28 protein-coding genes are annotated in these 26,574 nt (G+C 57.0%); 16 read left to right on the top strand and 12 right to left on the bottom strand.

From position 1 onward, the window contains the following. Window positions 1-9: 9 nt before the first annotated feature. From AC07V8_RS14870 to AC07V8_RS14845, 6 genes are all read right to left on the bottom strand, one after another. Window positions 10-1,215 (bottom strand): 5-(carboxyamino)imidazole ribonucleotide synthase, encoded by a 1,206-nt coding sequence (locus tag AC07V8_RS14870; protein ID WP_494678885.1) that lies wholly within the window; start codon window positions 1,213-1,215, stop codon window positions 10-12. Between the two features lie 5 nt (window positions 1,216-1,220). After that, the gene (purE, locus tag AC07V8_RS14865) at window positions 1,221-1,739 is read right to left on the bottom strand and encodes a 5-(carboxyamino)imidazole ribonucleotide mutase (protein WP_061943874.1); all 519 of its coding nucleotides are present in this window, start codon (window positions 1,737-1,739) and stop codon (window positions 1,221-1,223) included. A 2-nt stretch (window positions 1,740-1,741) separates the two neighbouring features. After that, window positions 1,742-2,638: a phosphoribosylaminoimidazolesuccinocarboxamide synthase gene (locus AC07V8_RS14860; protein ID WP_494678884.1), complete on the bottom strand. Its 897-nt coding sequence runs from the start codon at window positions 2,636-2,638 to the stop codon at window positions 1,742-1,744. 119 nt (window positions 2,639-2,757) lie between these two features. Then, a complete protein-coding gene (fba, locus tag AC07V8_RS14855) occupies window positions 2,758-3,822 on the bottom strand; it encodes a class II fructose-bisphosphate aldolase (protein WP_211445006.1) in 1,065 nt (354 codons plus the stop codon). An 83-nt stretch (window positions 3,823-3,905) separates the two neighbouring features. After that, entirely contained in the window at window positions 3,906-5,339 is a 1,434-nt protein-coding gene (gene pyk, locus AC07V8_RS14850; RefSeq protein WP_494678883.1) for a pyruvate kinase, read from the bottom strand. A gap of 98 nt (window positions 5,340-5,437) precedes the next feature. After that, window positions 5,438-6,628, bottom strand: coding sequence for a phosphoglycerate kinase (locus tag AC07V8_RS14845; RefSeq protein ID WP_494678882.1), 1,191 nt, complete (start codon window positions 6,626-6,628; stop codon window positions 5,438-5,440). 311 nt (window positions 6,629-6,939) lie between these two features. Here AC07V8_RS14845 and AC07V8_RS14840 point away from each other — a divergent pair, with 311 nt between their 5' ends. From AC07V8_RS14840 to AC07V8_RS14820, 5 genes are all read left to right on the top strand, one after another. After that, complete coding sequence (locus AC07V8_RS14840) at window positions 6,940-7,866, top strand: branched-chain amino acid transaminase (protein WP_494678881.1); 927 nt, start codon at window positions 6,940-6,942, stop codon at window positions 7,864-7,866. 44 nt (window positions 7,867-7,910) lie between these two features. After that, window positions 7,911-8,111: a zinc-finger domain-containing protein gene (locus tag AC07V8_RS14835; RefSeq protein WP_494678880.1), complete on the top strand. Its 201-nt coding sequence runs from the start codon at window positions 7,911-7,913 to the stop codon at window positions 8,109-8,111. Window positions 8,112-8,193: 82 nt separating this feature from the next. Continuing rightward, the gene (locus AC07V8_RS14830) at window positions 8,194-8,625 is read left to right on the top strand and encodes a YybH family protein (RefSeq protein WP_211445001.1); all 432 of its coding nucleotides are present in this window, start codon (window positions 8,194-8,196) and stop codon (window positions 8,623-8,625) included. A 39-nt stretch (window positions 8,626-8,664) separates the two neighbouring features. Beyond that, window positions 8,665-9,636 carry a YheT family hydrolase gene (locus AC07V8_RS14825; RefSeq protein ID WP_494678879.1) on the top strand — a complete coding sequence of 324 codons (972 nt, stop codon included), beginning with the start codon at window positions 8,665-8,667 and terminating at the stop codon, window positions 9,634-9,636. 1 nt (window position 9,637) lies between these two features. After that, window positions 9,638-10,234, top strand: coding sequence for a DUF2946 family protein (locus AC07V8_RS14820; protein ID WP_494678878.1), 597 nt, complete (start codon window positions 9,638-9,640; stop codon window positions 10,232-10,234). Between the two features lie 91 nt (window positions 10,235-10,325). Here the strand turns inward: AC07V8_RS14820 and AC07V8_RS14815 are convergent, their stop codons facing one another. Continuing rightward, complete coding sequence (locus tag AC07V8_RS14815; RefSeq protein ID WP_494678877.1) at window positions 10,326-11,819, bottom strand: M48 family metalloprotease; 1,494 nt, start codon at window positions 11,817-11,819, stop codon at window positions 10,326-10,328. Window positions 11,820-11,963: 144 nt separating this feature from the next. Between AC07V8_RS14815 and moaC the strand changes: the two genes are divergently transcribed. Then, window positions 11,964-12,461 (top strand): cyclic pyranopterin monophosphate synthase MoaC, encoded by a 498-nt coding sequence (gene moaC / locus AC07V8_RS14810; RefSeq protein ID WP_494678876.1) that lies wholly within the window; start codon window positions 11,964-11,966, stop codon window positions 12,459-12,461. A 19-nt stretch (window positions 12,462-12,480) separates the two neighbouring features. Here the strand turns inward: moaC and AC07V8_RS14805 are convergent, their stop codons facing one another. Continuing rightward, entirely contained in the window at window positions 12,481-13,941 is a 1,461-nt protein-coding gene (locus AC07V8_RS14805) for an O-antigen ligase family protein (RefSeq protein WP_494678875.1), read from the bottom strand. 263 nt (window positions 13,942-14,204) lie between these two features. Between AC07V8_RS14805 and AC07V8_RS14800 the strand changes: the two genes are divergently transcribed. From AC07V8_RS14800 to AC07V8_RS14755, 10 genes are all read left to right on the top strand, one after another. Further along, window positions 14,205-15,374, top strand: a complete 1,170-nt coding sequence (locus tag AC07V8_RS14800; protein ID WP_494678874.1) for a DegT/DnrJ/EryC1/StrS family aminotransferase — start codon at window positions 14,205-14,207, stop codon at window positions 15,372-15,374. Window positions 15,375-15,381: 7 nt separating this feature from the next. After that, window positions 15,382-15,606, top strand: a complete 225-nt coding sequence (locus AC07V8_RS14795; RefSeq protein ID WP_494678873.1) for an acyl carrier protein — start codon at window positions 15,382-15,384, stop codon at window positions 15,604-15,606. 126 nt (window positions 15,607-15,732) lie between these two features. Beyond that, entirely contained in the window at window positions 15,733-16,650 is a 918-nt protein-coding gene (locus AC07V8_RS14790; RefSeq protein ID WP_494678872.1) for a ketoacyl-ACP synthase III, read from the top strand. Next, window positions 16,647-17,396, top strand: coding sequence for an SDR family NAD(P)-dependent oxidoreductase (locus AC07V8_RS14785; RefSeq protein WP_494678871.1), 750 nt, complete (start codon window positions 16,647-16,649; stop codon window positions 17,394-17,396). Before AC07V8_RS14790 ends, AC07V8_RS14785 begins: the two co-directional genes overlap by 4 nt. A gap of 1 nt (window position 17,397) precedes the next feature. After that, window positions 17,398-18,144 carry an SDR family NAD(P)-dependent oxidoreductase gene (locus tag AC07V8_RS14780; RefSeq protein WP_494678870.1) on the top strand — a complete coding sequence of 249 codons (747 nt, stop codon included), beginning with the start codon at window positions 17,398-17,400 and terminating at the stop codon, window positions 18,142-18,144. 9 nt (window positions 18,145-18,153) lie between these two features. Continuing rightward, window positions 18,154-18,783 (top strand): LbetaH domain-containing protein, encoded by a 630-nt coding sequence (locus tag AC07V8_RS14775; protein WP_494678869.1) that lies wholly within the window; start codon window positions 18,154-18,156, stop codon window positions 18,781-18,783. After that, window positions 18,783-19,886 (top strand): aromatic ring-hydroxylating oxygenase subunit alpha, encoded by a 1,104-nt coding sequence (locus AC07V8_RS14770; RefSeq protein ID WP_494678868.1) that lies wholly within the window; start codon window positions 18,783-18,785, stop codon window positions 19,884-19,886. Before AC07V8_RS14775 ends, AC07V8_RS14770 begins: the two co-directional genes overlap by 1 nt. Next, window positions 19,883-20,563 carry a DapH/DapD/GlmU-related protein gene (locus tag AC07V8_RS14765; RefSeq protein WP_494678867.1) on the top strand — a complete coding sequence of 227 codons (681 nt, stop codon included), beginning with the start codon at window positions 19,883-19,885 and terminating at the stop codon, window positions 20,561-20,563. The genes AC07V8_RS14770 and AC07V8_RS14765 overlap by 4 nt, the downstream gene beginning before the upstream one ends. A gap of 9 nt (window positions 20,564-20,572) precedes the next feature. Further along, window positions 20,573-21,724, top strand: a complete 1,152-nt coding sequence (locus AC07V8_RS14760; RefSeq protein WP_494678866.1) for an aromatic ring-hydroxylating oxygenase subunit alpha — start codon at window positions 20,573-20,575, stop codon at window positions 21,722-21,724. Then, window positions 21,714-22,337: a hypothetical protein gene (locus AC07V8_RS14755; RefSeq protein ID WP_494678865.1), complete on the top strand. Its 624-nt coding sequence runs from the start codon at window positions 21,714-21,716 to the stop codon at window positions 22,335-22,337. The genes AC07V8_RS14760 and AC07V8_RS14755 overlap by 11 nt, the downstream gene beginning before the upstream one ends. A 43-nt stretch (window positions 22,338-22,380) precedes the next feature. Here AC07V8_RS14755 and AC07V8_RS14750 read toward each other — a convergent pair whose 3' ends face one another. The 4 genes from AC07V8_RS14750 to AC07V8_RS14735 all read right to left on the bottom strand — a co-directional run bounded on the left by AC07V8_RS14750 (window position 22,381) and on the right by AC07V8_RS14735 (window position 26,250). Beyond that, on the bottom strand, window positions 22,381-24,339 hold the full coding sequence (locus AC07V8_RS14750; protein ID WP_494678864.1) for an O-linked N-acetylglucosamine transferase, SPINDLY family protein: 1,959 nt from the start codon (window positions 24,337-24,339) through the stop codon (window positions 22,381-22,383). Between the two features lie 173 nt (window positions 24,340-24,512). Then, the gene (locus AC07V8_RS14745) at window positions 24,513-24,812 is read right to left on the bottom strand and encodes a hypothetical protein (protein ID WP_494678863.1); all 300 of its coding nucleotides are present in this window, start codon (window positions 24,810-24,812) and stop codon (window positions 24,513-24,515) included. Between the two features lie 248 nt (window positions 24,813-25,060). Continuing rightward, entirely contained in the window at window positions 25,061-25,543 is a 483-nt protein-coding gene (locus AC07V8_RS14740; RefSeq protein WP_494678862.1) for a pilin, read from the bottom strand. A gap of 224 nt (window positions 25,544-25,767) precedes the next feature. After that, a complete protein-coding gene (locus tag AC07V8_RS14735; RefSeq protein ID WP_494678861.1) occupies window positions 25,768-26,250 on the bottom strand; it encodes a pilin in 483 nt (160 codons plus the stop codon). Between the last annotated feature and the right edge of the window lie 324 nt (window positions 26,251-26,574).

Here is a 26,574-nt window from a genome sequence, read left to right as displayed (position 1 = left end):
GTGCTTCATTCAGGCGGCAATGCCGAGAATGGCGCAGGCCGCGGCCAGCTGCTGCTGCGCTTCGGCCAGGGTCGGGGCGATAAAGGTGATGTGCCCCATTTTGCGGGCGCGGCGCGCCTGCGCCTTGCCGTACAAATGCAGATGCGCTGCCGGCAGCGCCAGGATCTTGTCCCAGGCCGGTTCGCGCGCCTGATCGTTAGCGCCGTCAAACCAGACATCGCCGAGGATGTTCAGCATCACCGCCGGCGAATGCTGGCGGGTATCGCCCAGCGGCATGCGCGCCATCGCCCGCACCTGCTGCGCAAACTGGCTGGTGACGCAGGCATCCATGGTGTAATGGCCGCTATTGTGCGGACGCGGCGCCATCTCGTTGACCACCAGCGAACCGTCTTGCAAGACAAAAAATTCGATGCACAGCACGCCGACATACGCCAGCTGCTCAATGATGACCAGCGCCGCATGCTGCGCGCGCTTGGCGGTTTCATCGCACACATTCGGCCCTGGCACCGTGGTGGTGAACAGGATGCCGTCGCGATGGACGTTTTCGGCAATCGGATAGACCACCGCTTTGCCATCGGCGCCGCGCGCTACCAGCACCGAAACTTCATACGCCAGCGGCAGCATCTTTTCCAGCACGCAGGCCACGCCGTTCATGCCGGCGAACGCCGCGCGCAGCTCATCCAGGGTGCGGACCCGCGCCTGGCCCTTGCCGTCATAACCGAGGCGGACGGTTTTCAAGATGCCAGGCAGCAGATCGGCCGGCACCTGGCCGATATCGGCTGCCGATGCGATCAGCTGATGCGGCGCCGGCAATACCGTGGACTCTTTGGCGCAGGCAGTGAAGAAGCGCTTTTCTACCATGCGGTCCTGGGCCACCGACACGCTGGCCGCGGCCGGCGCCACAAAACTGTTCTGCGCCAGCAGCGCCAGGCTGTCGGCGGCGACGTTCTCAAACTCGGTGGTGACCGCCGCGCACAGGCTGGCCATCTCGCCCAGGGCGACCGCATCGCTGTAGTCGGCCAGGAAATGGCGATCGGCGACGTGTCCGGTCGGGCAATCCTGTTCTGGTTCCAGCACCGCCACCTTGTAGCCCATGGCTTGCGCTTCATGGGTGAACATGCGGCCCAGCTGGCCGCCGCCCATCACGCCCAGCCAGGTTGGCGGCGTTGTGGTTGGAACAATCGGAGCGATGGAGTCGTGCGGTTTGTGTTCCATACTGCTCATACCGGTGGCAATTTCATATCAAGGGCAATCTGCGTCTGCTTGGCGCGGAAGGCCAGCAGCTTGTCGGCCAGCGCCTGGTCGGTGGTGGCCAGCATGGCGATGGCGGACAGCGCTGCATTGGCTGCGCCTGCTTCGCCGATGGCATAGGTGGCAACCGGGATGCCTTTCGGCATCTGCACGATCGACAGCAAGGAATCTTCGCCGCGCAGATACTTGGAAGGCACCGGTACGCCCAGCACCGGCACGATGGTCTTGGCAGCAATCATGCCCGGCAGGTGGGCAGCGCCGCCGGCGCCGGCGATGATCGCGCGCAGGCCGCGCTCGCGCGCGCTTTCCGCGTAGGCGAACATCTGGTCCGGCATGCGGTGCGCCGATATCACCTGCGCTTCATGAGCGACGCCAAACTCGGTGAGGATGGCGACCGCGTGCTGCATCACATCCCAGTCGGAAGAAGAGCCCATGACGATGCCGATGACCGGCTTGGCCGCCAACTGATCCACAGTGTCCTTGCTCATCATCAATCCTTCAGCGTTTCGCCGGTCAGGCTGAATAAAGCTTCGCGGTATTTGTCGCCGGTTTTTGCAATCACGTCGTCAGGCAGCGTCGGCGCTGGCGCGGTCTTGTTCCAGCTGGTCACGGTTTCCAGGTAATCGCGCACGAACTGCTTGTCGAACGATGGCGGCGAAATGCCGACCTGGTAGCTGGCAGCCGGCCAGAAGCGGGAGGAATCGGCGGTCAGCACTTCGTCCATCAGGTGCAGGACGCCGTCCTTGTCGAGACCGAATTCAAACTTGGTGTCGGCGATGATGATGCCGCGCGTCGCCGCGTAGTCGGCTGCGGTCTTGTACAGTTCGATGCTGACGCTGCGGATCTTCTCGGCCAGTTCCTTGCCGATACGGCTTTCCATGTCGGCAAAACTGATGTTCTCGTCATGCTCGCCCATCTCGGCCTTGGCCGCCGGCGTGAAGATCGGCTCGGCCAGCTTGGCAGCCTGCTGCAAACCCGCCGGCAGGCTGATGCCGCAGATGGCGCCGGTGGCCTGGTAATCCTTCCAGCCGGAACCGATGATATAACCACGCACCACCGCCTCGACCATGATCGGCTGCAGGCGTTTCGCCACGACCGCGCGGCCGCGCACCTGCTCCACCTCATCCGGCGCCACAACCGATTCCGGCGCAATCCCGGTCAGGTGGTTAGGCACAATCGCCGCCAGCTTGTCGAACCAGAAATCGGACATGCGGTTCAAGACCTTGCCTTTGCCCGGGATAGGCTGGTTCATGATGACGTCGAAAGCCGACAAGCGGTCGGAGGTGACGATCAGGATCTTGTCTTCACCGACGGCATAGTTTTCGCGCACCTTGCCGCGACCCAGCAATGGCAGTGAGGTAATGGTGGATTGATAGAGGCTTGTCATGGTTATTCCAAAAGTCAGAAAACCAGGCAGAGAACGATGTAAGCATCATCCTGCGCCTGGTAAGTTATTGCGCCAAGCCTTGCCTGGCGCCGGTACCACACTGCTTATTAGTGAATATATTACTGAACGATCTGCGCCAGCTCGCCCTTCTTGTATTTCTCAGCGATCTTTTCCAGCGACACCGGCTTGATCTTGGCAGCCTGGCCTTCGCAGCCGAACGCCAGGAAACGGGCCTTGACCACAGCCTTGGCTGCTTCGCGCGCCGGCTTGAGGTAATCGCGCGGATCGAACTTGCTTGGGTTTTCCATCAGGTAGCGGCGGATCGCGCCAGTCATGGCCAGGCGGATATCGGTATCGATATTGATCTTGCGCACGCCATGACGAATACCTTCCTGGATCTCTTCCACCGGCACGCCGTAGGTTTCTTTCATGTCGCCGCCGAATTCGCGGATTTCCGCCAGCAGTTCCTGCGGCACCGACGACGAACCGTGCATCACCAGATGGGTGTTAGGAATGCGGGTGTGAATTTCCTTGATGCGTTCGATCGCCAGGATGTCGCCGGTCGGCTTGCGCGAGAACTTGTAGGCGCCGTGCGAGGTGCCGATGGCAATCGCCAACGCGTCGCATTGTGTCAGCTTGACGAAGTCGGCGGCTTGCGCGACATCGGTCAGCAGCTGTTCGCGGGTCATCTTGCCGTCCGCGCCGTGGCCGTCTTCCTTGTCGCCCATCATGGTTTCCAGCGAACCGAGCACGCCCAGTTCCGCTTCCACGGTGACGCCGATGGCGTGCGAGAACTCGACCACCTTGCGCGACACTTCGACGTTGTATTCGTAGCTGGCGACCGACTTGCCGTCTTCCATCAGCGAACCGTCCATCATCACCGAAGTGAAGCCGGACTTGATCGCTGCCATGCAGACTGCCGGCGACTGGCCGTGGTCCTGGTGCATGACGACCGGGATGTGCGGGAAAGCTTCTACCGCGGCTTCGATCAGGTGGCGCAGGAAGGCTTCGCCGGCATATTTGCGGGCGCCGGCAGAGGCTTGCATGATGACCGGCGCGCCGACTTCATCGGCGGCCTGCATGATGGCAGTGACCTGTTCCAGGTTGTTGACGTTGAAAGCAGGCAGGCCGTAGCTGTTTTCAGCAGCATGGTCCAGCAATTGACGCATGGATACGAGAGGCATGTTGTACTCCGATAATAGAAACTTGTAACGGAACAGCGTTCAGGTAAGGCATGCGTTGCCGTACCGAGTCTGCTCCAGCGAAATCAATACTCGCCGATCTTCATGATCTTCAGCGCATTGGTGCCGCCGATCTGGCCCATAGGTTCGCCCCATGTCACCACCACGAGATCGCCCAGCTGCACCACGCCCTTGGCCAGCAGCAGATTCTGCGCGGCCTTCAACACCGCTTCGCGGTCGTTCGACTTGGCCAGCTCGAAAGTCTGCACATTGCGGTACAGAGCGGCCTTGCGCTGGGTAGCGATGCTCGGGGTGATGGCGAAAATAGGGATATCGATATTGTGACGGCTCATCCACAGCGCGGTCGAACCCGACTCGGTCAGGGCGGCAATCGCCTTGACGCGCAGATGGTGGGCGGTAAACAAGGCGCCGTAGGCAATCGACTGATCGACGCGGGTGAAACGGACATTGAGGAAATCGGCGTCCAGCTTGCAATCTTCCGATTTCTCGGCTTCCAGGCAGATCGCCGACATCGCTTCCACCGTCTCCACCGGATATTTGCCGGAAGCGGTTTCAGCGGAAGTCATCACGGCGTCGGTGCCGTCCAGCACGGCATTGGCGACGTCGGACACTTCGGCGCGAGTCGGCACGGCATTGACGATCATCGATTCCATCATCTGCGTTGCGGTAATCGCCAGCTTGTTGGAGACGCGCGCCATGCGGATCATGCGCTTTTGCAGCGCCGGCACGGCGGCATTGCCGACTTCCACCGCCAGGTCGCCGCGCGCCACCATGATGCCGTCGGAGGCATCGAGGATTTCCTGCAGTACCGGGATCGCTTCCGCGCGTTCGATCTTGGCGATCATCATCGGCTTGTGGTCGTAGGCTTCGCCGGCGACGTTGGCCAGCTGGCGCGCCATTTCCATGTCGGTAGCATTCTTCGGGAAGGACACGGCGACATAATCGGCCTGGAAACTCATGGCGGTCTTGATGTCGTCCATGTCCTTGGCGGTCAGCGCCGGCGCCGACAAGCCGCCGCCCTGGCGGTTGATGCCCTTGTTGTTGGACAGCTCGCCGCCGATCTTGACGATGGTGTGGATTTCATTGCCGAGGATTTTTTCGACAACCAGCACGATCAGGCCATCGTTCAGCAACAGCACGTCGGCCGGCTTGAGATCGCGCGGCAGCGCCTTGTAATCGAGGCCGACGCGGTCCTGGCCGCCCATGCCGCAATCGGCGTCGAGAATGAATTTTTCGCCGTTCTTCAACTCGATCTTGCCTTGCTCGAACTTGCCGACCCGGATCTTCGGTCCCTGCAAATCGGCCATGATCGCGACTTGCTTGCCGCAGGCCGCAGCCACCTCTCGCACCAGCGCGGCGCGGTCGATATGGTCTTGCGCCTTGCCATGCGAAAAATTCAGGCGCACCACATCGACGCCGGCGACGAACATGCGCGCCAGTGTGTCAGCATCGCTCGATGCAGGTCCGATGGTGGCGACGATCTTGGTAGCTCTTTGCATGGAAAACCTTTCAGCACAAACATGAACAAACACCAGGACAGGCAGGACGCAAGCGGCCGAACTGTCCGACTCGCAGCTGGAAATCGCCGAGAAGGAGATTAAGCAGCGCGTTGCAGCAGAATTTCAACCGCCGGCAAGGTCTTGCCTTCCAGGAATTCCAGGAAGGCGCCGCCGCCGGTGGAGATGTAGCCAATCTTGTCGGTAATCTGGTACTTGGCGATCGCCGCCAGCGTATCGCCGCCGCCTGCAATCGAGAACGCATTGGAACCGGCAATCGCCAGCGCCAGCGTCTTGGTGCCTTCGCCGAACTGGTCGAATTCGAACACGCCGACCGGGCCATTCCAGACCACGGTGCCGGCCTGGGCGATCTGCGCCGCCAGCGTCGCCGCTGTCTGCGGGCCGATATCCAGGATCAGGTCGTCGTCTTCGACTTCGCTGACTTTCTTGATCGTTGCCGCGGCAGTCGGCGAAAATTCCTTGGCGCACACCACATCCACCGGAATCGGCACCGAGGCGCCGCGCTTGGCCATCATCTCGATGATCGCCTTGGCTTCGTCCACCAGGTCCGGCTCGGCCAGCGATTTGCCGATCTTCAGGCCGCTTGCCAGCAAAAAGGTGTTGGCGATGCCGCCGCCGACGATCAGGTTATCGACCTTGTCGGCCAGCGCCTTCAATATAGTCAGCTTGCTCGATACCTTGGAGCCGGCGACGATCGCCACCAGCGGCCGTGCCGGCTGGTTAAGCGCCTTGCCCAGGGCATCCAGTTCCGCCGCCAGCAATGGGCCGGCGCAGGCCACGGGCGCAAATTTGGCGACGCCGTGGGTAGTCGCTTCGGCCCGGTGCGCGGTGCCGAATGCGTCGTTGACATAGATATCGCACAGCTTGGCGATCTTTTGCGCCAGCTCGTCGCTATTCTTTTTCTCGCCCATGTTGACGCGGCAGTTTTCCAGCAAGACCACCTGGCCTGGCGCCACTTCCACGCCGTCGACCCAGTTCTGGCGCAGCTCGACCGGCTGGCCCAGCAGTTCCGCCAGGCGTTTGGCGATAGGCGCCAGCGAATCTTCCGGCTTGAACTCGCCTTCGGTCGGACGGCCCAGGTGCGATGTCACCATCACCGCGGCGCCGGCATCCAGCGCCTGGCGAATCGCCGGCACCGAAGCGCGCACGCGCGTGTCTTCAGTAATATTGCCCGTAGCGTCTTGCGGCACATTGAGGTCGGCGCGGATAAAAACACGTTTGCCTTGCAGCTGGTGTTGCGCGATCAAATCGCTTAGTCGATTGAATTTCATGTCGATCAGACAATATTGGTGAGGAAAAGCCGCTATTTTACTCCAGCAGCCACTGTCAAAACACCGTTTTCGGCGGCTGACGCGGCGCAAACGACATATGGCTGAAACCAATATTCTACAGAGTAGGGCCCATTGAATCCGTTAAAATGTCACTTTACGCTCTAAGAACAGATGAAATAGTTCTGTTGCATCGCTGCCCGCTGATATTAGCGGCCAGCATGGCGTTGTTATGCATTAAATAATAAATGAGCTGGTAAAACGCAACGCTCATTAATTCTGATTTCATTTATTCGATGACTGGAGATTTGAACATGTCCATGGATGACCGCGACGGCAAGATCTGGAAAGACGGCAAATTAATCGACTGGCGCGACGCCAACATCCATATTCTGACCCATTCGCTGCATTACGGCATGGCGGTGTTCGAGGGCGTGCGTGCCTATAAGACCGATCAGGGCCCGGCGATTTTCCGCCTCAAGGAACATACCCAGCGTCTGCTGAACTCGGCCAAGATTTTCCAGATGCAGGTGCCTTACGATCTGCAAACCCTGATCGACGCCCAGGTCGCCGTGGTCCGTGAAAACCAGCTGGAATCCTGCTACATGCGGCCGCTGATTTGGATCGGCTCGGAAAAGCTCGGCATCGCCGCCAAGGGCAACACCATCCACGTCGCGATCGCAGCCTGGCCGTGGGGCGCTTACCTGGGCGAAGACGGCCTGGCGAAAGGCATCCGCGTCAAGACCTCCTCCTTCAGCCGCCACCATGTCAACGTCTCGTTGGTGCGCGCCAAGGCCAGCGGCTACTACATCAATTCCATCCTGGCGAATCAGGAAGCGCTGACCGATGGCTACGACGAAGCCTTGCTGCTGGACACCGACGGCTACGTTTCCGAAGGTTCCGGTGAAAACGTCTTTATCGTCAAGAACGGCAAGATCTATACGCCCGACCTGGCTTCCTGCCTGGACGGCATTACCCGCGACGCCGTGCTGACCATGGTGCGCGACAGCGGCATCGAAGTCATCGAAAAACGCATCACCCGCGATGAAATGTATTGCGCCGACGAAGCTTTCTTCACCGGGACCGCGGCGGAAATCACGCCGATCCGCGAACTCGACAACCGCAGCATCGGCGAAGGCAAGCGCGGCCCCATCACCGAAAAAATCCAGTCCATGTTTTTTGAAGTGGTGGCTGGCAAGTCGGACAAATATCAACACTGGCTTACCATGGTTGGAAAGTAAGCCGGTTTTTACAAGTTAGCGCATCTGTCAATCTGGAGAAGTAAATGAACACAGCAACAAGCCCGCAAGCAGTAGTTGAACTCGACGGCAAGGATTTGCCGGCGCACTGCCCCAACCCGCTGATGCCGACCTGGTCCTCGCATCCGCGCGTATTCCTCAACCTGGACAGCAGCGGCAGCGCCAAATGCCCCTACTGCGGCACGCAGTACCGCCTGAAACCGGGCGCAGTCGTCGCAGGACACTGATCGAAAAGGGAGCGTGGCTCCCTTTTTTGATGCTGCCAAAGCGTTGTGCCAGTGGTTCAATCCGGGTGAGTAGGGAGGCAATATGCCGCATGTCAAATTTATGCACGGTTCAGCAGAAGAAACCGAAACCGCTTTTTACGACGCCATGAGCCGCGCCGACATCGAGGCCATGATGGCGCTCTGGGCGGATGACGACGAGATCGTCTGCGTCCATCCGAATGCGCCGCGGCTGCATGGCCACGCAGCGATCCGGGCCGCCTTCGAAGCCCTGTTTGAACGCGGTGGCGTGCATATCCGCGCGCGGCAGCTGCATGTCACCCATAATATGTCGACCAGCATCCACAACCTGGTGGAAGAGCTGCACCAGGCCAGCGACGCCGACCGCGAGATGCACATCCTGGCCACCAATGTTTACATGAAAACCCCGCGCGGCTGGCGCATCGTGCTGCATCATGCCTCGGTTGCCCCGGGCGCAGCACCGGAAGAAACGGTGTCGAGCGCCACTCTGCATTAAGGTGTGGTGTTTACCCCAGTATAGGTATATAGCTTTCGTATGAGTTCTTCGATCTCCCCTGCTTCCTATCCGGCGCCGCTCTGGCTGCCGGGCGGCCATCTGCAGACCATTTACCCCGCCACCTGCATCAGCAAGCCAGCAGTCGCCTACCGCCGTGAGCGCTGGGATACGCCGGACGGCGATTTCATCGACATCGATTTCGTCGACGGCCAGCCCGGGCAACCGCTGGTGGTGCTGTTCCACGGCCTGGAAGGTTCTTCCGACAGCCACTACAGCCGCGCCCTGATGGCGCAGCTGGCCCAGCTGGGCTGGTCCGGCGCGGTGCCGCACTTCCGCGGCTGCTCGGGCGAAATCAACCAGGCGCCGCGCTTTTATCATTCGGGCGACGCCGAGGAAGTCGACTGGATCCTGCGACGGCTGGCCGCCAGCCGCGCGGAAAAGCAGTTCACAAAGTTCTACGCCACCGGCGTCTCGCTGGGCGGCAACGCGCTGCTGCGCTGGCTGGGCGAATCGCAGAATGAAGCCAAGATCGTCGACGCCGCCTGCGCCATCTCGGCGCCGCTCGACCTGGCCGGCGGCGGCGAAGCCTTGTCGCACGGCTTCAACATGGTCTACACCCGCTCGTTCCTGCGCACCATGAAGAGCAAGTCGCTCGACAAGCTGCAGCAGTTCCCGCGCCTGTTCGACCGCGAGAAAATGCTGCGCTCGCGCGACCTCTACGAATTCGACAACATCGTCACCGCGCCCCTGCACGGCTTCCGCGACACCGAAGATTACTGGCACCGCGCCAGCGCCAAGCTGGTGATGAACGACATTACGATACCGACGCTGGTGCTCAACGCCAAGAACGACCCTTTCCTGCCGCCGCGCCACCTGCCGCCGAAAGCTGCCGCCAGCGTCACGCTGGAATATCCGGAACAAGGCGGCCACGTCGGCTTCGCCGTCGGCAGCCCGCCCGGCCGCCTCGACTGGCTGCCGCAGCGCATGCTGCGCTTTTTGCAGGAAGGCTGAGATGGATCAGATCGTCCTGCAAGCCATGCAGAAATGGCCCAACGTCCCGCACTGCTACGGCTGGCTGGCGCTCGACGCCCGCGGCGCCTGGCGCATGCGCGATGAACAGACGCAAAAGCAGAACCTGCCCGGCGACAAGATTATGCACACCGCGCTGGTCGGCTTCATCAACCGCAACTACAAGGCAGATGAGCAAGGCTGCTGGTATTTCCAGAACGGCCCGCAACGGGTCTATGTGGACCTGGCGCTGACGCCCTACATCGTCCATACCGATCCGCTGCTGGGTTTTGTCTTGCAGACCGGCGAAGCCATGTCGGCAATCGATGCCGTCATGCTGACCGAAGAAGGAAGGTTGCTGCTGGCCGCACCGGGCCAGATAGCCGTAGTCGACGACCGCGACCTGGCGCAATGTCTGGAGCAGCTGCGCATGGATGGAGAAACCATAAGCGACGAAACATTACTGGAATGGCTGGCAACACCCGCAGATCAGCGCACCCTGACTTTGCAGCAGGCAGAAGCAACAATACCAGTCACAAGAATCGCAACAAAAAACATCGCCTCAGTTTTTGGTTTTGTACCAAAACCAAGACAACCGTAGTCAATCGGGGTCAGAGTTTTTTTACGACAGCCTCATCGTCGTAAATTACTCTGACCCCGATTGACGGCCCACGAAGCACACACCCGAAACACTAGCGTTCCTTGGAAGCCTTCAACTCATCCTTCCACCGCTCCTGCAACTCCCGCTCCCGCGCATCGATCATCGACTGATCATAAAATTCTGCATCCGGAGAATTCCGCGCAATCTTCAACTGATCCAAAGCCGCCGGCACACTCCCCGTCAACACATAAGACTCCGCCAAAGCCATATGCTGCAAAGCCCGCTTGCCCTGCGCCGAATACGCCTGGGCCAGCAAATCCTGCACATCCGCATCCTGCCGGTACAGCTGCGCCTGCTCGCGCAGATACTTGGTCGCTTCATCCAAACGCTTGGAAGCAATCAAGACCCGCGCATACTGATGAGCGAGCCCGCGCGATAAAGGATATTGCAGCTGCGCCTGCTGCACCAACGTCAAGGCCTCCGCCTCGCGCTTGGTCGCCAGCATGATTTCTATTCCCAGATCCGTCAGCACCAGGCTCTGCTTGGCCGGCGCCGCGGCGGCGACGGCTTCCTGCAGCAACTGCTCCGACTGGCCATAATCCTCCCGCTTGAACGCCAGGAAAGCCATGCCATATTTAGCCGCGACAATCTGCTGCTTGGTGTTTTGCTTGAGCTGCGAATCGAAGAAATACTGGGCCTCGCGCCGGCCCTGCTCGGTATCGTCCTGCAACACCCTTACCCGCGCCCGTATCAACTGGAAATCCAGGCTGTCGGCATGCTGCCGGTAACGCTGCTCGCGGATTCGGGCTTCGATGTCAGCGATACGCTCACTGGTCAGCGGATGCGTCAGCAGATACGGCGGAACAGCGTCCGAATAATTGCGCGAAGCCGTTTGCATGCGGCCGAAAAACGCCACCATGCCACTGGTGTCAAAGCCACCCGCATCCAGGATCGACAGCCCGATACGGTCCGCCTCGCGCTCGGCATCGCGGCTGAAGTTCAACTGACGCTGCATCGCCAGCCCGGTGCCGCCCATCATCACCGCCGCGCCGGCATCGCCGCTGCCGCGCATCGCCAGCGCCCCCAGCAGCATCGCCGCCAGGGCAATCATCGAATCCTGCTTCTGGCTGCCCAGCATGCGCGCGATATGGCGCTGCGCCACATGGCCGATTTCATGCGCCAGCACCGAAGCCAGCTCCGATTCGCTTTGCGCCGCCAGCAGCAAGCCTGAATGCACGCCGATGAAGCCACCCGGCAGGGCAAACGCATTCAGGACCGGATCGCGCACCGCAAAGAAAAAGAAATCAAAACCCGCCTCGCCGCGCACTTCAGGCCGCGCCGCGACCAGAGTCCAGCCGAAGGTGTTCAGGTACTCCAGCAGCGGCGCATCGTTCATGTAATCCGGATCGCGCCGGATATCGTGCATGACCTCCTCGCCCAGCTTGCGCTCCATCAGCGGCGACAGCGATTCCCGCGAGCTGTCGCCCAGCGTCGGCAGGTTTTGCACCGCCCTTGCAGGCATAGGCGGCAAGGCGCAACAGACGCTTAGCAGCGCCGCCAATAGTGTCCGCAGTGGAAATTGCATGGGTCGCATCATCGAGTGCTGGCTGGTGTCAAAATCACGATGCTATGATACTAACAGAGGATAATTGTTCCACATTCAGCAAATGGCGCCAGCCGGCTAAAATCCGGGTCACGCCTGACTGCACCATCTACAGAAAATATCGCCATGACCAACAAAAACCCGCCAGCAGCCAACCTGACTCACTTCGACTCAACCGGGCAGGCCCACATGGTCGACGTCGGCAGCAAGGACGACACCCACCGCATCGCCATCGCCAGCGGCTGCATCCGCATGAAGGCCGAAACATTGGCGTTGATCCAATCGGGCACGGCAAAAAAAGGCGATGTACTGGGGATTGCGCGCATTGCCGCCATCATGGCGACCAAACGGACCAGCGACCTGATTCCTCTTTGCCATCCTTTGGCATTGACGCGGGTGACGGTTGATTTCAGTATCGATGAAGGTGCTTCCAGCATTGGCTGTCATGCGCAGGCGGAAACGGTAGGCAAGACCGGCGTGGAAATGGAAGCGCTTACTGCTGTGCAGATCGGCTTGCTGACTATTTATGACATGTGCAAGGCTGTGGACCGGGGAATGGTGATTACCGATGTACGGGTGATGGAAAAGCATGGCGGCAAGTCGGGGGATTGGGTGGCCGATTGATGCACGGACAAGTCTGTCGTCAAAAAAAGCCTCCAAGCCAAACCCGCGGACGGTAAGCTGGATTCGCGTAGATATTTTTTTGCAGGTTTTGCTCTTCATGCAAAGGCAAGTTGAGTATTTCCGGCCACAAACCGTTGGCGAGAAAATAGATGGCTGCCAGCATAACGACTAATCCACATATTCTGATCGGCATGGTCAGGCGCACCACCGCTTTATCCCGCACCGGTGTTATCGAAACAATCCAGCCCCAGGCGCAGCCGACGTAAAGAGCAATCCACAACTGACTGGTGGGCATCACTATCAAGCCGGACACCAGACCGTCCACCAGGATTGCCACGCCTGTAGCAATCCACGCAGCCAGCGTCGCTTGATTTTTTACGTCGGCCGCCCCCAGATATTGACGTGTCGCCAGCAGACTCCTGAACCCAATCGCAATCGCTGACACCAGACAAAACAAGGCGGGGATACCCCATTCGCAAGCGATCTGCAGCACCCAATTATGCGGATGCGCGCCAATCTGCACATCGCGTCCAAAATGAGCGAAATGCAATGGCCCGGCTCCCAGCCATGGATGCGCCAGCATGATCTCCCATGCGCGCACCCATAATGGCCAGCGACTGGAGTCCGGATTCTCGATGGTGCGGCCGATCACCGAAAACAAAAAGCCGAACGGTTGCAGACCCAGCGATAACGGGACCAATACATAAAACAGAAGGTAGACGCCCAGGCCGATCAGCGCCGACCATAACATCACTCGGCACCACGGCCACGCATCTCTTCGCAGGCAAAACAAGCTCGCAGACAGGCCGGCCAGCAAGCCAATGAAAGTGCCGCGTCCGGCGGAGACAAAAAGTAGCGTCCACCATATCGAAGCGACAAGCCAAGGAAGTATATTTTTCTTGCCGTAGTTATTGCGGCATACCAGCAAACCCAGCAGCGGCAGGGAAATTGTCTGGACGTGATTGAAAAACCGATAGTTGTCAAAGCCGAAAAGAAGCCATGCATTCGAAGGCTGGCCGCCGTGTCGGATCAAAACCGCATAAATAACGATTTCGATCAGAATATAAAACCCGCACCCTAGCCCGCACAAACGCAATATCTGATCCAGCAAAGCATCGCCCTTGATGGCAAGTTCTGACGCGACCAAGCCAGACATTGCGAACAACAACAGAAAATTTGCCCATTCAAGAAAAGCATATCGCGGCCCATAAGCAAAAACGCCGGACACCGCACCAAGCAGAAAAAACAACGCCAGCAAGCAAATCGGCAAACGATCGCTGAGCCGCTTGATAGAGTTGTTGCGCAACAGGTAAGCGGCCGCCAGAATTCCGCTCAAAGCGGCACAAAAAACTTCGACGATGCGCTGATTATCGTGAAAACCGGCGCCACGCACCAAGGAAAATGCCAAGAAAGGGCTAAGGGCCGCAGCGATGACGATCAGATACGAAATATAGATTTTGACGAAGATCCGACGCTGCATTGACTATCACCTGTAGGGCCAAGCTGTTGGTTTAATCTCGAAATCAGGGTGATTCCCTACTTCCTGATGCATTGATGCAAACGAGGAAATGGCCCCGTCGGCAGATAAAATTAATTGCAAGCGCGGCCGATATTATGGGAAATTGCCCCAAGGCTACAGGTATACTGCCTGATTAATTTACCGCATTCTAAATTACAGCTTATTACAAACGACTGGGCGCATTGCATTCGAACCATGAGCAAAACTTGTTTAATTAATAAATAATGAATGCAGCGCCTATTCAAGTGCCGTTATTGATCCCCACGGTTCCAGACCGGTCAGCGCTCTGGCCCTACCTGGAGCGGATAGACGAAGCGCGCCACTACACGAATTTCGGCCCTCTGGTGAAGGAACTGGAAGCCCGCCTGCTGCAGCGCTTCGCGGCGCACGCAAGGATGCCGCTGCACGTCACCACGGTAAGTAACGCCACTCTCGGCATCGAATTGACACTCAAGGCGTTGAATTTGCCCGCGGGCTCCTTGGTTCTGGTGCCTGCGCTTACATTCGTCGCGACGATTACGGCCATCATCAGCGCCGGCCACATTCCCGTCGTTGCAGACATTGATCCGAACAACTGGCTCTTGACGCCAGAGATCGCCGCTGCCGCCGTCAAGGCTAGCGGCGCTCGTGCGGCAGTGGTTGTCGCCACTTTCGGCCATCCGCAAAATACCCGGGACTGGAGCGAATTCCAGCGGCAAAGCGGTGTCCGCATCGTCATCGACGCCGCCGCGGCCTTTGGCAGCCAATGGCTTGACTCTGGCGATATTCCAGTGGTATTCAGCATGCACGCCACAAAATCGCTGCCGGCCGGCGAAGGCGGTTTTATCGTCTCCGGCGATGCGTCGATTAACGCATTGGTTTGCCAGATGAGCAATTTCGGGATCAACCTGGATCCAAATTCAGGAGTCCCGGTCGGCTACCTGTCGTCTTCCGGCACCAACGCCAAATTGTCTGAATTCCATGCCGCGGTCGGACTGGCGAGCCTGGATAACTGGGACCAACAAGCACTTTTGCGGCAGCGCCTGTATCAGCGTTACCGCAGGAATCTGGAGCAATCCTGCGGCGAAGAACTGACCTGGCAGACGGGCCCCGTGCCGAATGCCGCAACTACTTTTTGCATTCGACTGGGTTCTGAAGCTAGGCGTACGCATCTCGAAATGCTCTGCCGGGAACAGGGCATTGCCACGCGGCGCTGGTACCAGCCCTTGTTGCACCGGCATGCCCCGGAAATCGGCGAAATAGTCGTCCTGCCGACCCCGCATGCCGAAGCAGTCGCAACCGACCTCATCGGACTGCCGTTTTTTATCGACATGAGCAATGCCCAGATCGAGTCAGTTGTGGCTGCTGTGCAACACTCAGTCTCGCTCAACCCTCTTTTACAACATGTCACCTGAGAACTATATGGATACGATTGAACAGTTTATTGAAAAATTTAATAGCGCAGTGGATTTCCAGGAGCCGGTAGAAATCACCGGATCCACCGAATTGCGTAGTTTGCCAGAATGGGATTCCCTGGCGGCTTTGGGCGTTATCGTCATGTGCGACATGGAGTACAGCAAGACCATCACCGGCGACAACCTGGCTACATGCGTTGTCATCAATGACATCTACGCACTGGTTAGCTAAGCGACCATGACTCAGTCCACCCTAAGCAATGTCAAATACGTAGGAATGACAACTTGCGTCCCCAAGCGCATTATTTCCAACGTCGACGATTGCCCGCCCCAGATACGATCAGGCCGCGAACGCCTGGTGCGCAATATCGGCATATTCCAGCGCCGCATATGCCCGGAATGGCAATGCTTCTCCGACCTGGCTTTCGTGGCGGCGGAGCGTCTGCTGGATGAGGTCAATTGGCAGCGCGAAGAGGTTGACGCCCTGATCGTGGTGACGCAATCTCCCGATTACTTAATTCCGGCGACGGCGATTATTTTGCAGGACAGACTGAAACTGACCAAGGCAACCATCGCCTTTGACGTCAACCTGGGCTGCTCCGGTTATCCCTTCGCACTTTACATCCTGGGATGCATGATCTCGGCCGGCACCATCAAGAAGGGCCTGGTGCTGGTCGGCGACAAGGCTGCAACAGTGATCGACCCGCTGTTTTCCGATGCCGGCACTGCCACCGCGCTCGAATACAGTCCTGGCGCACCACCGATGCACTTCGACCTCAACAGCGACGGCAGTGGCTATCGTGCAATCATTCTGCCGGTAGGAGGGCATCGTGAACCCGTTGGCGTTCACCATTTGATTCCCCACAAAGACGAAGAGGGCATATTGCGGCGCCCTGCGGATTTGATTCTCGACGGCCCGGCAGTGCTGAGTTTTTCTACACAACAGGTGCCGCCGGCAGTCAATCGCCTGCTCGAATATGCCGGCACAACATCGGATCAGATCGATTACTTTCTATTCCATCAGGCCAATCGCATGATCAATGAAACCATACGCAAGAAACTTGGTTTGCCTGTGGAAAAAGTTCCGTCAACCTTGCACGATTTCGGCAACACCAGCGGCGCTTCCATACCGGTGACCATGACTGCGCGTATCCGTGATTCATTGCAAGACGGGCCAAAACGTATCTTGTTATCAGGCTTTGGCATTGGCCTGTCCTGGGGTAGTTGCATCGTCAATTTGGATGACGCGAAATTTCCTGAACTGATTGAAATATGAACGACTCGCCTTTCAGCCTCCAAAATAAAGTTATTCTGGTAACTGGCGCATCTTCCGGCATTGGTCGCGCTACTGCCGTGTTGTGTTCAGAACTCGGTGCAACCGTAGTGCTTTGCGGTCGTAATGTCGAGCGCCTGAATGATGCCCATGCCTCACTTGCAGGCGGCGGGCATGTAGTGATCCCTGGCGACCTGACCGATGTAAATGCAAGGCACACCCTGGTCGATGCCTTACCACCATTGGATGGCGCCGTGTTTAGCGCTGGCATAGCAGCATTGGTCCCGATGCGAATGGTGTCTGAGCAGCACTTGCACACCATGTTTTCTGTCAATTACGAAGCGCCGGTAATGTTGACCCAACGCCTGCTGGCCAAGAAGAAAATCAACGGCGATGCCTCCCTTGTTTTTGTCTCTGCCCGGGCTGAACATATATCTCCGTCAGCCACTGGAATATATGCCGGTGTCAAAGCAGCACTAACTGCAACGGTACGGACCATAGCGTTGGAAAATGCCAAGCGGGGAATCCGCGCGAATTGCGTTTCTCCTGGTTATGTAGGGACGCCAATGCTAGAAAATCTCCAGGGAACGTCCTCGCTAGACCTCGATTTCGCGCCTCTTGGCCTCATCAGCGCCACCGATGTAGCGAACAGCATCGCTTTTCTCCTGGCCCCAGCAAGCCGCTGGGTGACACGCAGCAGCCTGGTGATAGATGCCGGTCTTTCTCTTCGCGCCAGAGGAGCGGCATAGCATGAATCCAATAAACAACAACCCTTTCCATCTTCGGGACAAGACCGTCCTCGTCACCGGTGCATCGAGCGGCATTGGCCGCGAAGTAGCAATCCAGTGTGCCCAGGTAGGGGCTCGCCTGGTCATCAGTGGACGCGATGCCGCCCGCCTCGATGAAACATTGGCCGCACTTCCCGGCAACGATCACCGCAGTGTGGTCGCCGACCTGACTGATCAAAAACAGTTATACGCACTGGTTGAACAGGCTGGCCAAATTGATGGCGTTGTCCATGGAGCAGGTATCCGCGGACTGTCGCCTGTCAGAATGGTCAGTGAATCCTTCCTGAACAACATTCTTTCCACAAACTTCAATGCCCCAGTTCTGTTAACGCAGCGATTGCTTTATCAAAAAAGCCTCCGCGATGGCGGCTCCATCATATTCATGACCTCCCTCGCCGCCCATACCGGAACCGTGGGCGTCGGTTCTTACTCTGCCTCCAAGGCGGCCTTGATTGGCTTAATGCGTTGCCTGGCGCTGGAAGTCGCCAAACGCGGCATCCGCGCCAATGCGCTATCCCCCGGCCTGGTCAATACACCAATGACTAATCATGCTCGCGAGTGGCTGGATGAACAGGACAAAATATATCCACTAGGCGTGGGGCGGCCTGAAGACGTTGCCTATGCCGCGATTTACTTCTTGTCGGATGCGAGCCGAAAAATTACCGGCACCAGTTTCAATCTGGATGGCGGCATTCTCTATTCCGACTAAGAGCTTGAAATGAAAAATGTGTACATCATCAATGCCGGCGGCTTTGGCCGCAACACGGCGGCGCTGGCGCAATCCGATCCGGCCCACCTGAAAGACTGGGTGGTGCGCGGCTTTCTTGATGGCCGCGCCGATCTGCCGCCGATCAGCGGCCTGCCGGTGGTCGGCGATCCGCTGACTTACCGCTACCAGGCTCCGGATAGTATTGTTTGCGCACTTGGCAAACCTGCCATGAAACGGCGCTATTCGGCGTCCTTGCTTGAGCAAGGTGCAGACTTCATGATCCTGAGGCCGAATCTGGAGCTGGCAGACCGCGCCAGCATAGGCATAGGCTGCCTGTTCGAACGGCATGTCTCGATCGGCACCGATAGCCGGCTCGGCAATTTCGTGACTGTCCTGTCGAACACCATCATCGGCTATGACGTGGCGATCGGTTCGTATTCCACCGTCAGCAGCTTTACCTTCATCGGCGGCGGGGCGCAAATCGGCGAAGACGTAGTGATTCATCCGCACGCGACTATCCTGCCACGGGTTAAAATCGGCGACGGCGCCATTATCGGCGCCGGCAGCGTTGTCATCGGCAACGTCCCGCCCGGGATTACTGTCATCGGCAATCCCGCAAAACGCTTCAGGTTCAAATGATGCAGTCTGCGCTAAACGCCAGCCACTATATCGACCCGGCGGTCTTTGCACGCGAGCAGGAAAAGATTTTTGGCAAACTCTGGATATTCGCCGGCCTGCGCACGCTGCTGGCCGAGCCGGACGCTTTCCTGACCCGTACCATTGGCGGCATACCGCTGGTGATCCAGAACATGGCCGGTACGCTCAAGGCCTTTGAAAACCAATGCGCGCACCGCCAGATGCCTTTGCAGCTAGAAGAATACGGTCAGCGCCGGCTAGCCTGCCGCTATCATGGCTGGACCTACGACAGCCAGGGCTGCGCCAAGAACATCCCGGACGAACACACCTTGTACCGCTTCAGCTCCGAAGAACGGGCAAGCTTGTGCCTGCGCGAATTCGCGCTGGAAGTGATCGGCAACCTGATATTCGTCAACGTTGACCAGAATCCGATTCCCATAGGGCAGCAGTTCACGGAGGAATTCCGCAGGCAGCTCAGTGAAGTGTCCGGCCATTTTTCGCCGCAGGCCATCCATACCCGTATTCCCGCGCGCTACAACTGGAAACTAAATTTCGAAAATGTCCTGGATGGCAACCATGTGGCGTATGTCCATCCGCGCACATTCCAGCCATTTCTCCAGGCCGATGCGGCACAACCGGCAGCGGTGCCGGTTGATACTGCGGTCGAGAATACGCTGCTCTCCAGCCTGAGTTTTGCAACAGCGATTCCGATGAACGTCAGGCCCTGGCCGTGGCATGCGCTGGTGGATCAATACGGGCCTGGCAACACTTTCCACGACTTTTTCATCTACCCGAACGTCAATTTCATTACGGTCGGCGGTCTGGTTTTCCTGATACAGCAATTCGATCCGATCGCTGCCGATCGCAGCGAAGTAAGACTTACCCTGTGCACGGCCCGGGAAAAACAGCATATCAATGCCCTGCCAGCCATCCTCTGGGGTCATCTGAAAGGTGAAGTGCGCGTCCTCAACGAAGACAAGGTCCTGCTGGAAGCTTTGCAAGCCAGCCTGCATGCAGGCGGAAAAGCCGCCCGGCATGGCGCCTATGAAACGCAGCTGCGCAAAGTGGCCGATGTCTACCTGCGCCTGATGGGAGATGTAACATGAGTGCCGGAACACACGCAACGCTGGCGCTGATCGGCTGCGGCAGCATTTTCGATGCCGCCAGCATCGCCTGGCCGCGTCTTCACGGCAAAACAAATGCTGGCCAGGCCGGGCCAGCATTGCATTTGTTGCAGCTGACCACCACCGACAACATTACAACCGATGTCGCCGCTTGTCTCGACGGCCTGGATTCTTCGGAAGTGCGGGTATTCGCCGCGATCGACCACAACGCGTTGAACTATGCGCGGCTGGACGCCTATGCCTGCGCCCGCTTGCGCGGATTCAAATGTGCCACGCTGGTCCATCCCGATGCCATCGTTGAAGCAGACATCCAGATCGGCGAAAATTGCTGGATCGGCGCTGGCGCAATTATCGGAGCCGGTGTGCGCATCGGCAATAACACCTTTATCGGCGCCGGCGCCCGCATTGACGGTGGGGTACAGATCGGCAACAGCACATGGGTCGGGCCGGGCGCCGCGCTCGGCAACAATGTCCGCATCGGCCCCCATTGCGTGCTTGGCGCGGATGTCAAGATCGCGGCCGGCGTCGTGCTGGGCCGCCATTGTGTGATTGAGCGGCCGGGCGCCTATGCGGAATCGCTGCCGGACGGCAGCTTCATCGATCCTCTGTTCGATTTTCCAGTCCGCATATTCGGCAAAGCCACGCGCTCCACAGGATAAGGAATCTCAATGCTGTCACGTATGCCTCCGCAAGCGTATATCGACCAAGACTGGTTCGAACGCGAACGCGAGTTGTTTTTCAAACCGCTCTGGCAATTCATCGGCCTCAAGATGATGCTGTCCAAGCACAACGCATTCATCACGCGCAAGCTGTGCGGAATTCCAATCGTGGTACAGAACTTCAACGGCGAACTGCGTGCTTTTGAAAACCTTTGCGTGCACCGGCAAAATCCGGTGCAGACCCAAGCCAACGGCGTCAGGCCACTGGTATGTTCCTATCACGGCTGGGGATACGGCCAGGATGGCGTGCCGGACAACATTCCATTCGAGACAGAAATCTACCGCTACCCGCCTGAAGAACGGGCTTGCCTGCATCTGCGGCGCTTTGCGCTGGAAACCATAGGCAATCTGGTATTCATCAACTTGTCCAGCCAGCCGATGCCGATCAGCGCACAGTTCGGCGCCGATTTCATGGCGTCGCTGCAACAATGCTCGGAAGCTTTCGACGGTGAAGTAATGTTCACCACTTTTGACATGCACGCCAACTGGAAGCTCGCCTACGAAAACCTGCGCGACGGCCACCATCCGCGCTACGTGCATGCGCGATCACTCTATCAAAAGGTCAAGTTCGGAGCCAGCATCGACGAGGCAGGAGTCGCGGCTTTCAAAAAAGCCCCCGCGCCGAATACCGGCGACCGCGCGGCGACCATGGCCAGAATGCGCGGCTTCAGCAGCGGCGGCCCGGATACGGCGATGCAGGAAGTGCTGCCATTTTCCTGGCACGAGAACGTGGAACGCTACGGCGACAAGGACTGGTATTACAATTGGCTGGCCTTCCCCAACCTGCATATTGCTTCCGGCAACGGCGGCTACTCCTTCATCATCGAACACCATATTCCAGTGTCTGCTGATCGCACCGACTTCATGGTGCACTATGTGACGGCAAAGAAGAAGCACCGCTACGCCGCCTCGCCGGCCGTGCTGCACGCCCATATGACTTCGGCGGAACGCGTGTTGCGCGAAGATATGGACGTCATGCAAAACGTACAGAAGCAATTGCATCCACAGGCGCCGTCAGCCAGGCTGGGGGACTACGAATTTGCCAATGGCACCATTGAACGCTGGTACCTGGATGTCATGGAGGGAAAAATTGCGCTCTAAATTCGTGATAGGCAGCGGCACCGCCCTGGATGCAGCGCTGGCTGCATGGCATGAAACAGAACCAGAGACGGAGTTGATCCCGGTGCCGCTGTGCCAGGATGCTGCGTATGCCTTTGACCTGAGCGTGCTGGATGGACTGACAAGCGCAAACGCCAGCGCTTTCGCGGCCTACGACGACCAGTTCCTGAACCTGCGCCGCTTCGAACTGATGGCGAAGCTGAAAGAGCGCGGCTTCTGCATGCCGGCGCTGGTGTGCGCCGGCGCCATCGTCGCCGGCACTGCCAGCGTCGGCGAAAATGCCATGATCGGCACCGGCGCCATCATCGGCCACGGCGTCCAGATCGGCTTCAATACGGTCATCGGCAGCGGCGCCAATATCGGCAGCGCCAGCAAGGTGGGTAATTCGACATGGATTGACGCCGGCGTGCTGGTTGGCCGCGGCGCCAAAATCGGCAGCAACGTCACGCTCGGCTCGGGCGTGACCATCGGTGATACAGTCGAAGTCGGAAAATTCTGCGTGATCGACACTGCGGGAAAATTCACGAAGAATATCGCTGCCAAGACCTTCCTGCATAGCGCGTTTGATGCGCCGATCAATATTGTCGAGCTGTGATATCGCAATAGCTTGGCGTATTTTTCCGCTATGGAAAATACGATCAGCTATTGCACCATTTTTTCCAGGCAGTCCGGTAAGCGGCCTCCAGCGGCCGTGTCACCTGCTCCGGATCGGCAGTGAACAGCGGCGCCGCCCGCTCTCTCAGGGATTGCCTGATCTGATCCAGTTTCGGCAGATCGCGGGAGGCTTCGATGGCTTTAGATACGTATTCGTCTTCGCTGTTCGCCGCGAACTCTGACAAGCCGGCGCCAGTCAGGATCGAGACACCGGCGCGCGATACCGGGGTATCCCCTGCCAGCGCGATGATCGGCACTCCCATGCTCAAGGAGTGCAAGGTACTGGTGCCGCCGTTGTAGGGGAAAGTATCCAGCGCCAGATCGATTTGGTGGTGCAGCTTGAGATATTCCAGCAAAGACACTTTCTGCAGCAGGATCAAGCGTTCCCCGCCGATATGCTCTTGCGCAAACATGGCAAGCAGACGCTGTCGCGTTTCCGCACCGTTCGCGTTCCCCAGCATCAGCTTGGCGTGCGGCAGTGCCGTCAAGATGCGCGACCAGACGCGTATCACGTCCTGGTTGACCTTCGCCAGATTGTTCAGGCAGGCCAGCGTGAACTGGCTGGAACTCAATGCCGGCAGCGGATTGACCGGCGGGCTGTCGGCGGTGCGCTGGAACTGGGCGGAAGCCGGGATCCGCAACAGCGTTTCAGTATGAAACTGCTCGGTCTTCCCGGGCGGATCCATCGACGCGTCGGTGATGCGATAGTCCATCGCCGTCAGTCCGGTGGTGGCCTGATAGCCGAGCCAGGTCATCTGCAGCGGCGCCGGCTTGCGCGCAAATGTCAGCAGGCGATTGAAGCCGGTATGGCCGGACAGGTCGACCAGGATATCAATGCCGTCGGCCATGATGCGTTCAGCCAGCTGGACATCGGTCATGCCGGCGCAAGGCAGCCAATGTTCGACGTTGGCTTGCAGCCGCTCGGTGACATGGTCATGCACCACGTAGTTATAGTAGGCAAAAATTTCAAACTGCGATTTGTCATGGGTTCCCAGCACAGGCTCGATAAAGAATGCCACCGAATGATCGCGGAAATCTCCTGATACATAGCCGATTTTGAGGCGCCGCTGCGGATCGCGCAAATTGCCATGTCGAGGCCAATGCGGCTTCAAGGGCGACTCATATAGATGTGCAAAACGCAGATGCTCGGCGAATACCTCTGCGGGCGTATATGCCCCGTGATACTGCATCGCCAGCAGCATGCTGCTGAAGGCCAGTGCATAATCGGGCCTGAGGGCAAGACTGGCGCGGAAACTCGCTATTGCTTCATCCAGGCGTCCTTGGCTCTTGAGTATGTCTCCCAGATTGCCTAGTACTTCAGGGTATGTCGGCTGTATGGCCAGAGCAGTTGTATAGCTGGCGACGGCTGCTTCATGATTGCTTTCCAACGAATGCAGGTTTCCCAGATAATAGTGAAAATCAGCATTCTCTGGATAGATCGCGATGCCTCTGTTCATCAGCTGCTTGGCTGCCTCGATTTGACTCTTCTGAAATAACAGGAGACATAAATCGATGTACACCACTTCAAAATCAGGCTTGACTGTTAGCGCCCTATTGAAGTTTTCAATGGCGCTTTCTGTATCGCCCTGGTCTTTCGCAATTGTCCCCAGCATGTAGAAACCATCGGCCTTTTGCGGGTCGAGCAACACAGCCTGTTTGAGTATCTGGTTGGCTTCATCAAAGCGCTGCTGTTCGATTAGCACATATCCAAGCGCGATGTATGGCGTTACATGAGACGGGTCAACCGCCAACGCTCGCCGATAACACATTTCTGCATTCGACAAATCTCCATTGGACAGCAAGGCGTTGCCGCGTTTTATGTGTGTGCTAGGCTCTGTTACGATGTTCGCCAGGTCTTGGTCAGGATTAACAGAAGCGGCAGCAACGATTTTCGAAGACTTCTTTTCTGATGAAAAAAATAGATTCTTAAAAGGTTTGAACATATACAGCAGACTATTAGGAGAGTACGAACCATGGTTTCTGGCGCATCAGACGGGAGGAAAAAGCACAATCAGATTGTGCACGCTATTCGCGAGCGTTTTCGCATGAGTTTTATAGAAATTACTGCATATCACTATTATCCGTACCCTTGCGGGCAAGGGCCACCTCGATAATTCTACATTTTCAACATGAGCCAATTGGTCAATTGGTCCACATATTCAGGATCATATCCCTTATCTTTCAATGTCCATTTGAATGCATTACCAACTTGAGCTTTTTTATAAGCATTCATCTTTCGGCCAAGTTTGAAGCTGGTTATCTGTTGCATCATATTGTGTAACATCGCATCGTGTTTCTTCCCCATTAAACGGTTATTGTGAGCCAATTCCTCAAAAACAAGCCTCTCCATTAAGGTAGCGGCAAGTGATTGTCCAAACTGCTTTTCTTCACGCGCATTTAACCAGCTAAACCACATCTCGTTACCCCACAAAAAATTGCATCAATACGTAGGTAGTCCTTGTTAGCAAGAGCGAAAAATAAATCTAATCTTGATTCGATCCATCAGCGTTATTCTTGCAAAATATCTAAACCGTCTCTTTACGACTATAAACTTCAAACCGCACTTGCTGCTCTCGCTAGCTTATGTCGATGCTTGTTAGGTTATTGAACAAAATTCCAACTATATTATTACTTACACAGATGATTTAGTTACTCGGTCAATATTTAAGTACCTGAGCACACTAGCGGAACGACTTTTTGTGGTGCAGACGAAATACATGTCCAACTCATGCTTCCTGAAGTTCCTGAATTAGGGGTGGTTCCCATCGTCAAAACCAAATTTGCACCATGGATGCTATTCGAGGTGGACGTGACGTTCATCACGACAGTAATTGTACAGCCACCGCTTGCGCTCGAAACACCGCCAGTAGTGACAGACTCCACATATTTACCACGAATTGAGGTTGAAGCTGGAATGCCATTAGTGCCATTTGTCGGGCATGTACCGTCTTGAGCAAACGCAGTTCCAATTGGAACTTTCAGGCCCGCAGCGAGCTCCAGGCCCTCGCTGATCTGGGCGCGTGCAATGCTATCCTGATAGGCAGGGATTGCTATCGCCGCCAAAATACCAATGATGGCCGTCACGATCATCAACTCAATTAATGTAAATCCGTGGTCACTGCTTCGCAACGCTTTTGTTTGTTTCATCTTATATCCCTCTGCAAGAGTCACACAATTTCGAGAGCTAGCTTTGACAATGCAATATTTGCTCCAGCTAAACGACGTATGTCAGCGCACTCGCTTTAAGAAATATCTGGGAACTATTATTGCAGGCAAAAAAAAACACTTCTCATCTGTACCAGCATGAGAAGTGTTTCCTGCAGGGGTATATTTTCTATACCCTAGACTGCTCAATCAAACATTTAATACAATTAGGCTCCAACGCAAGCTTTAGGTACATATTTTTGCAGAGCGTCAGAAGTACATGCCCAGTTCATCGTTCCAGCAGTAGCAGCAGTTGACATAGTCAAAGTCAAAGTTTTGCTTACGATGCCTGTGGATACACCACTCGCTTGCATCTTAGCCGCAATCGTACAACCACCCGCTGCTGACCCTGTGCCAGCAGTTGTTACCGACAGTACATACTTACCTGTAATATTTGCAGCAGCTGCAATCCCACTAACTGCCGCAGCAGCATTCGAAGGACAATTGCCGTCCTGTGAAAATGATTCTGAAACTGCAGTTTTCAGACCGTCAGCAAGAACCATTGCTTCAGACATTTGGGCTCGTGCAATGTAATCCTGATAGGCCGGCAAAGCAATCGCTGCCAAAATACCAATAATCGCCACAACGATCATCAATTCAATCAAAGTAAAACCGCGCTGAACGCGTTGCATCATTTTCATCGATTTCATTTGTTTCTCCTGTTAATAAAAAGGGGGGTCACTACGCAAGAGATAGAGCAATGTCTGTGCCAGTTGCGAATCCTAGGATTTCACGATTTTCTTTGGGGAAAGTGAGGAAATTTGGCAGATTTTCGATAACGCGCTGACAAAGTTTGTCACAAAGAAACTACGCAAAATCGTCTTTTCCGACCTGATCCGAAAGATGAGCTTGCTTACCTATCTTGCGCGGCAAGCAAGGCCCTTTTAGTGTCATTACGTTGCGGGGGAAAGGGTATTGGTATTCAATCTAAACCCTGTACATCGTACGAAATACCTGCCAGCGTGGAGATCCGG

Source organism: Collimonas sp. GW821-FHT02H07 (genome assembly GCF_059421505.1).
Note: the sequence above shows the minus strand (reverse complement) of the source record. Positions and strands in the feature narration are given on the sequence as shown.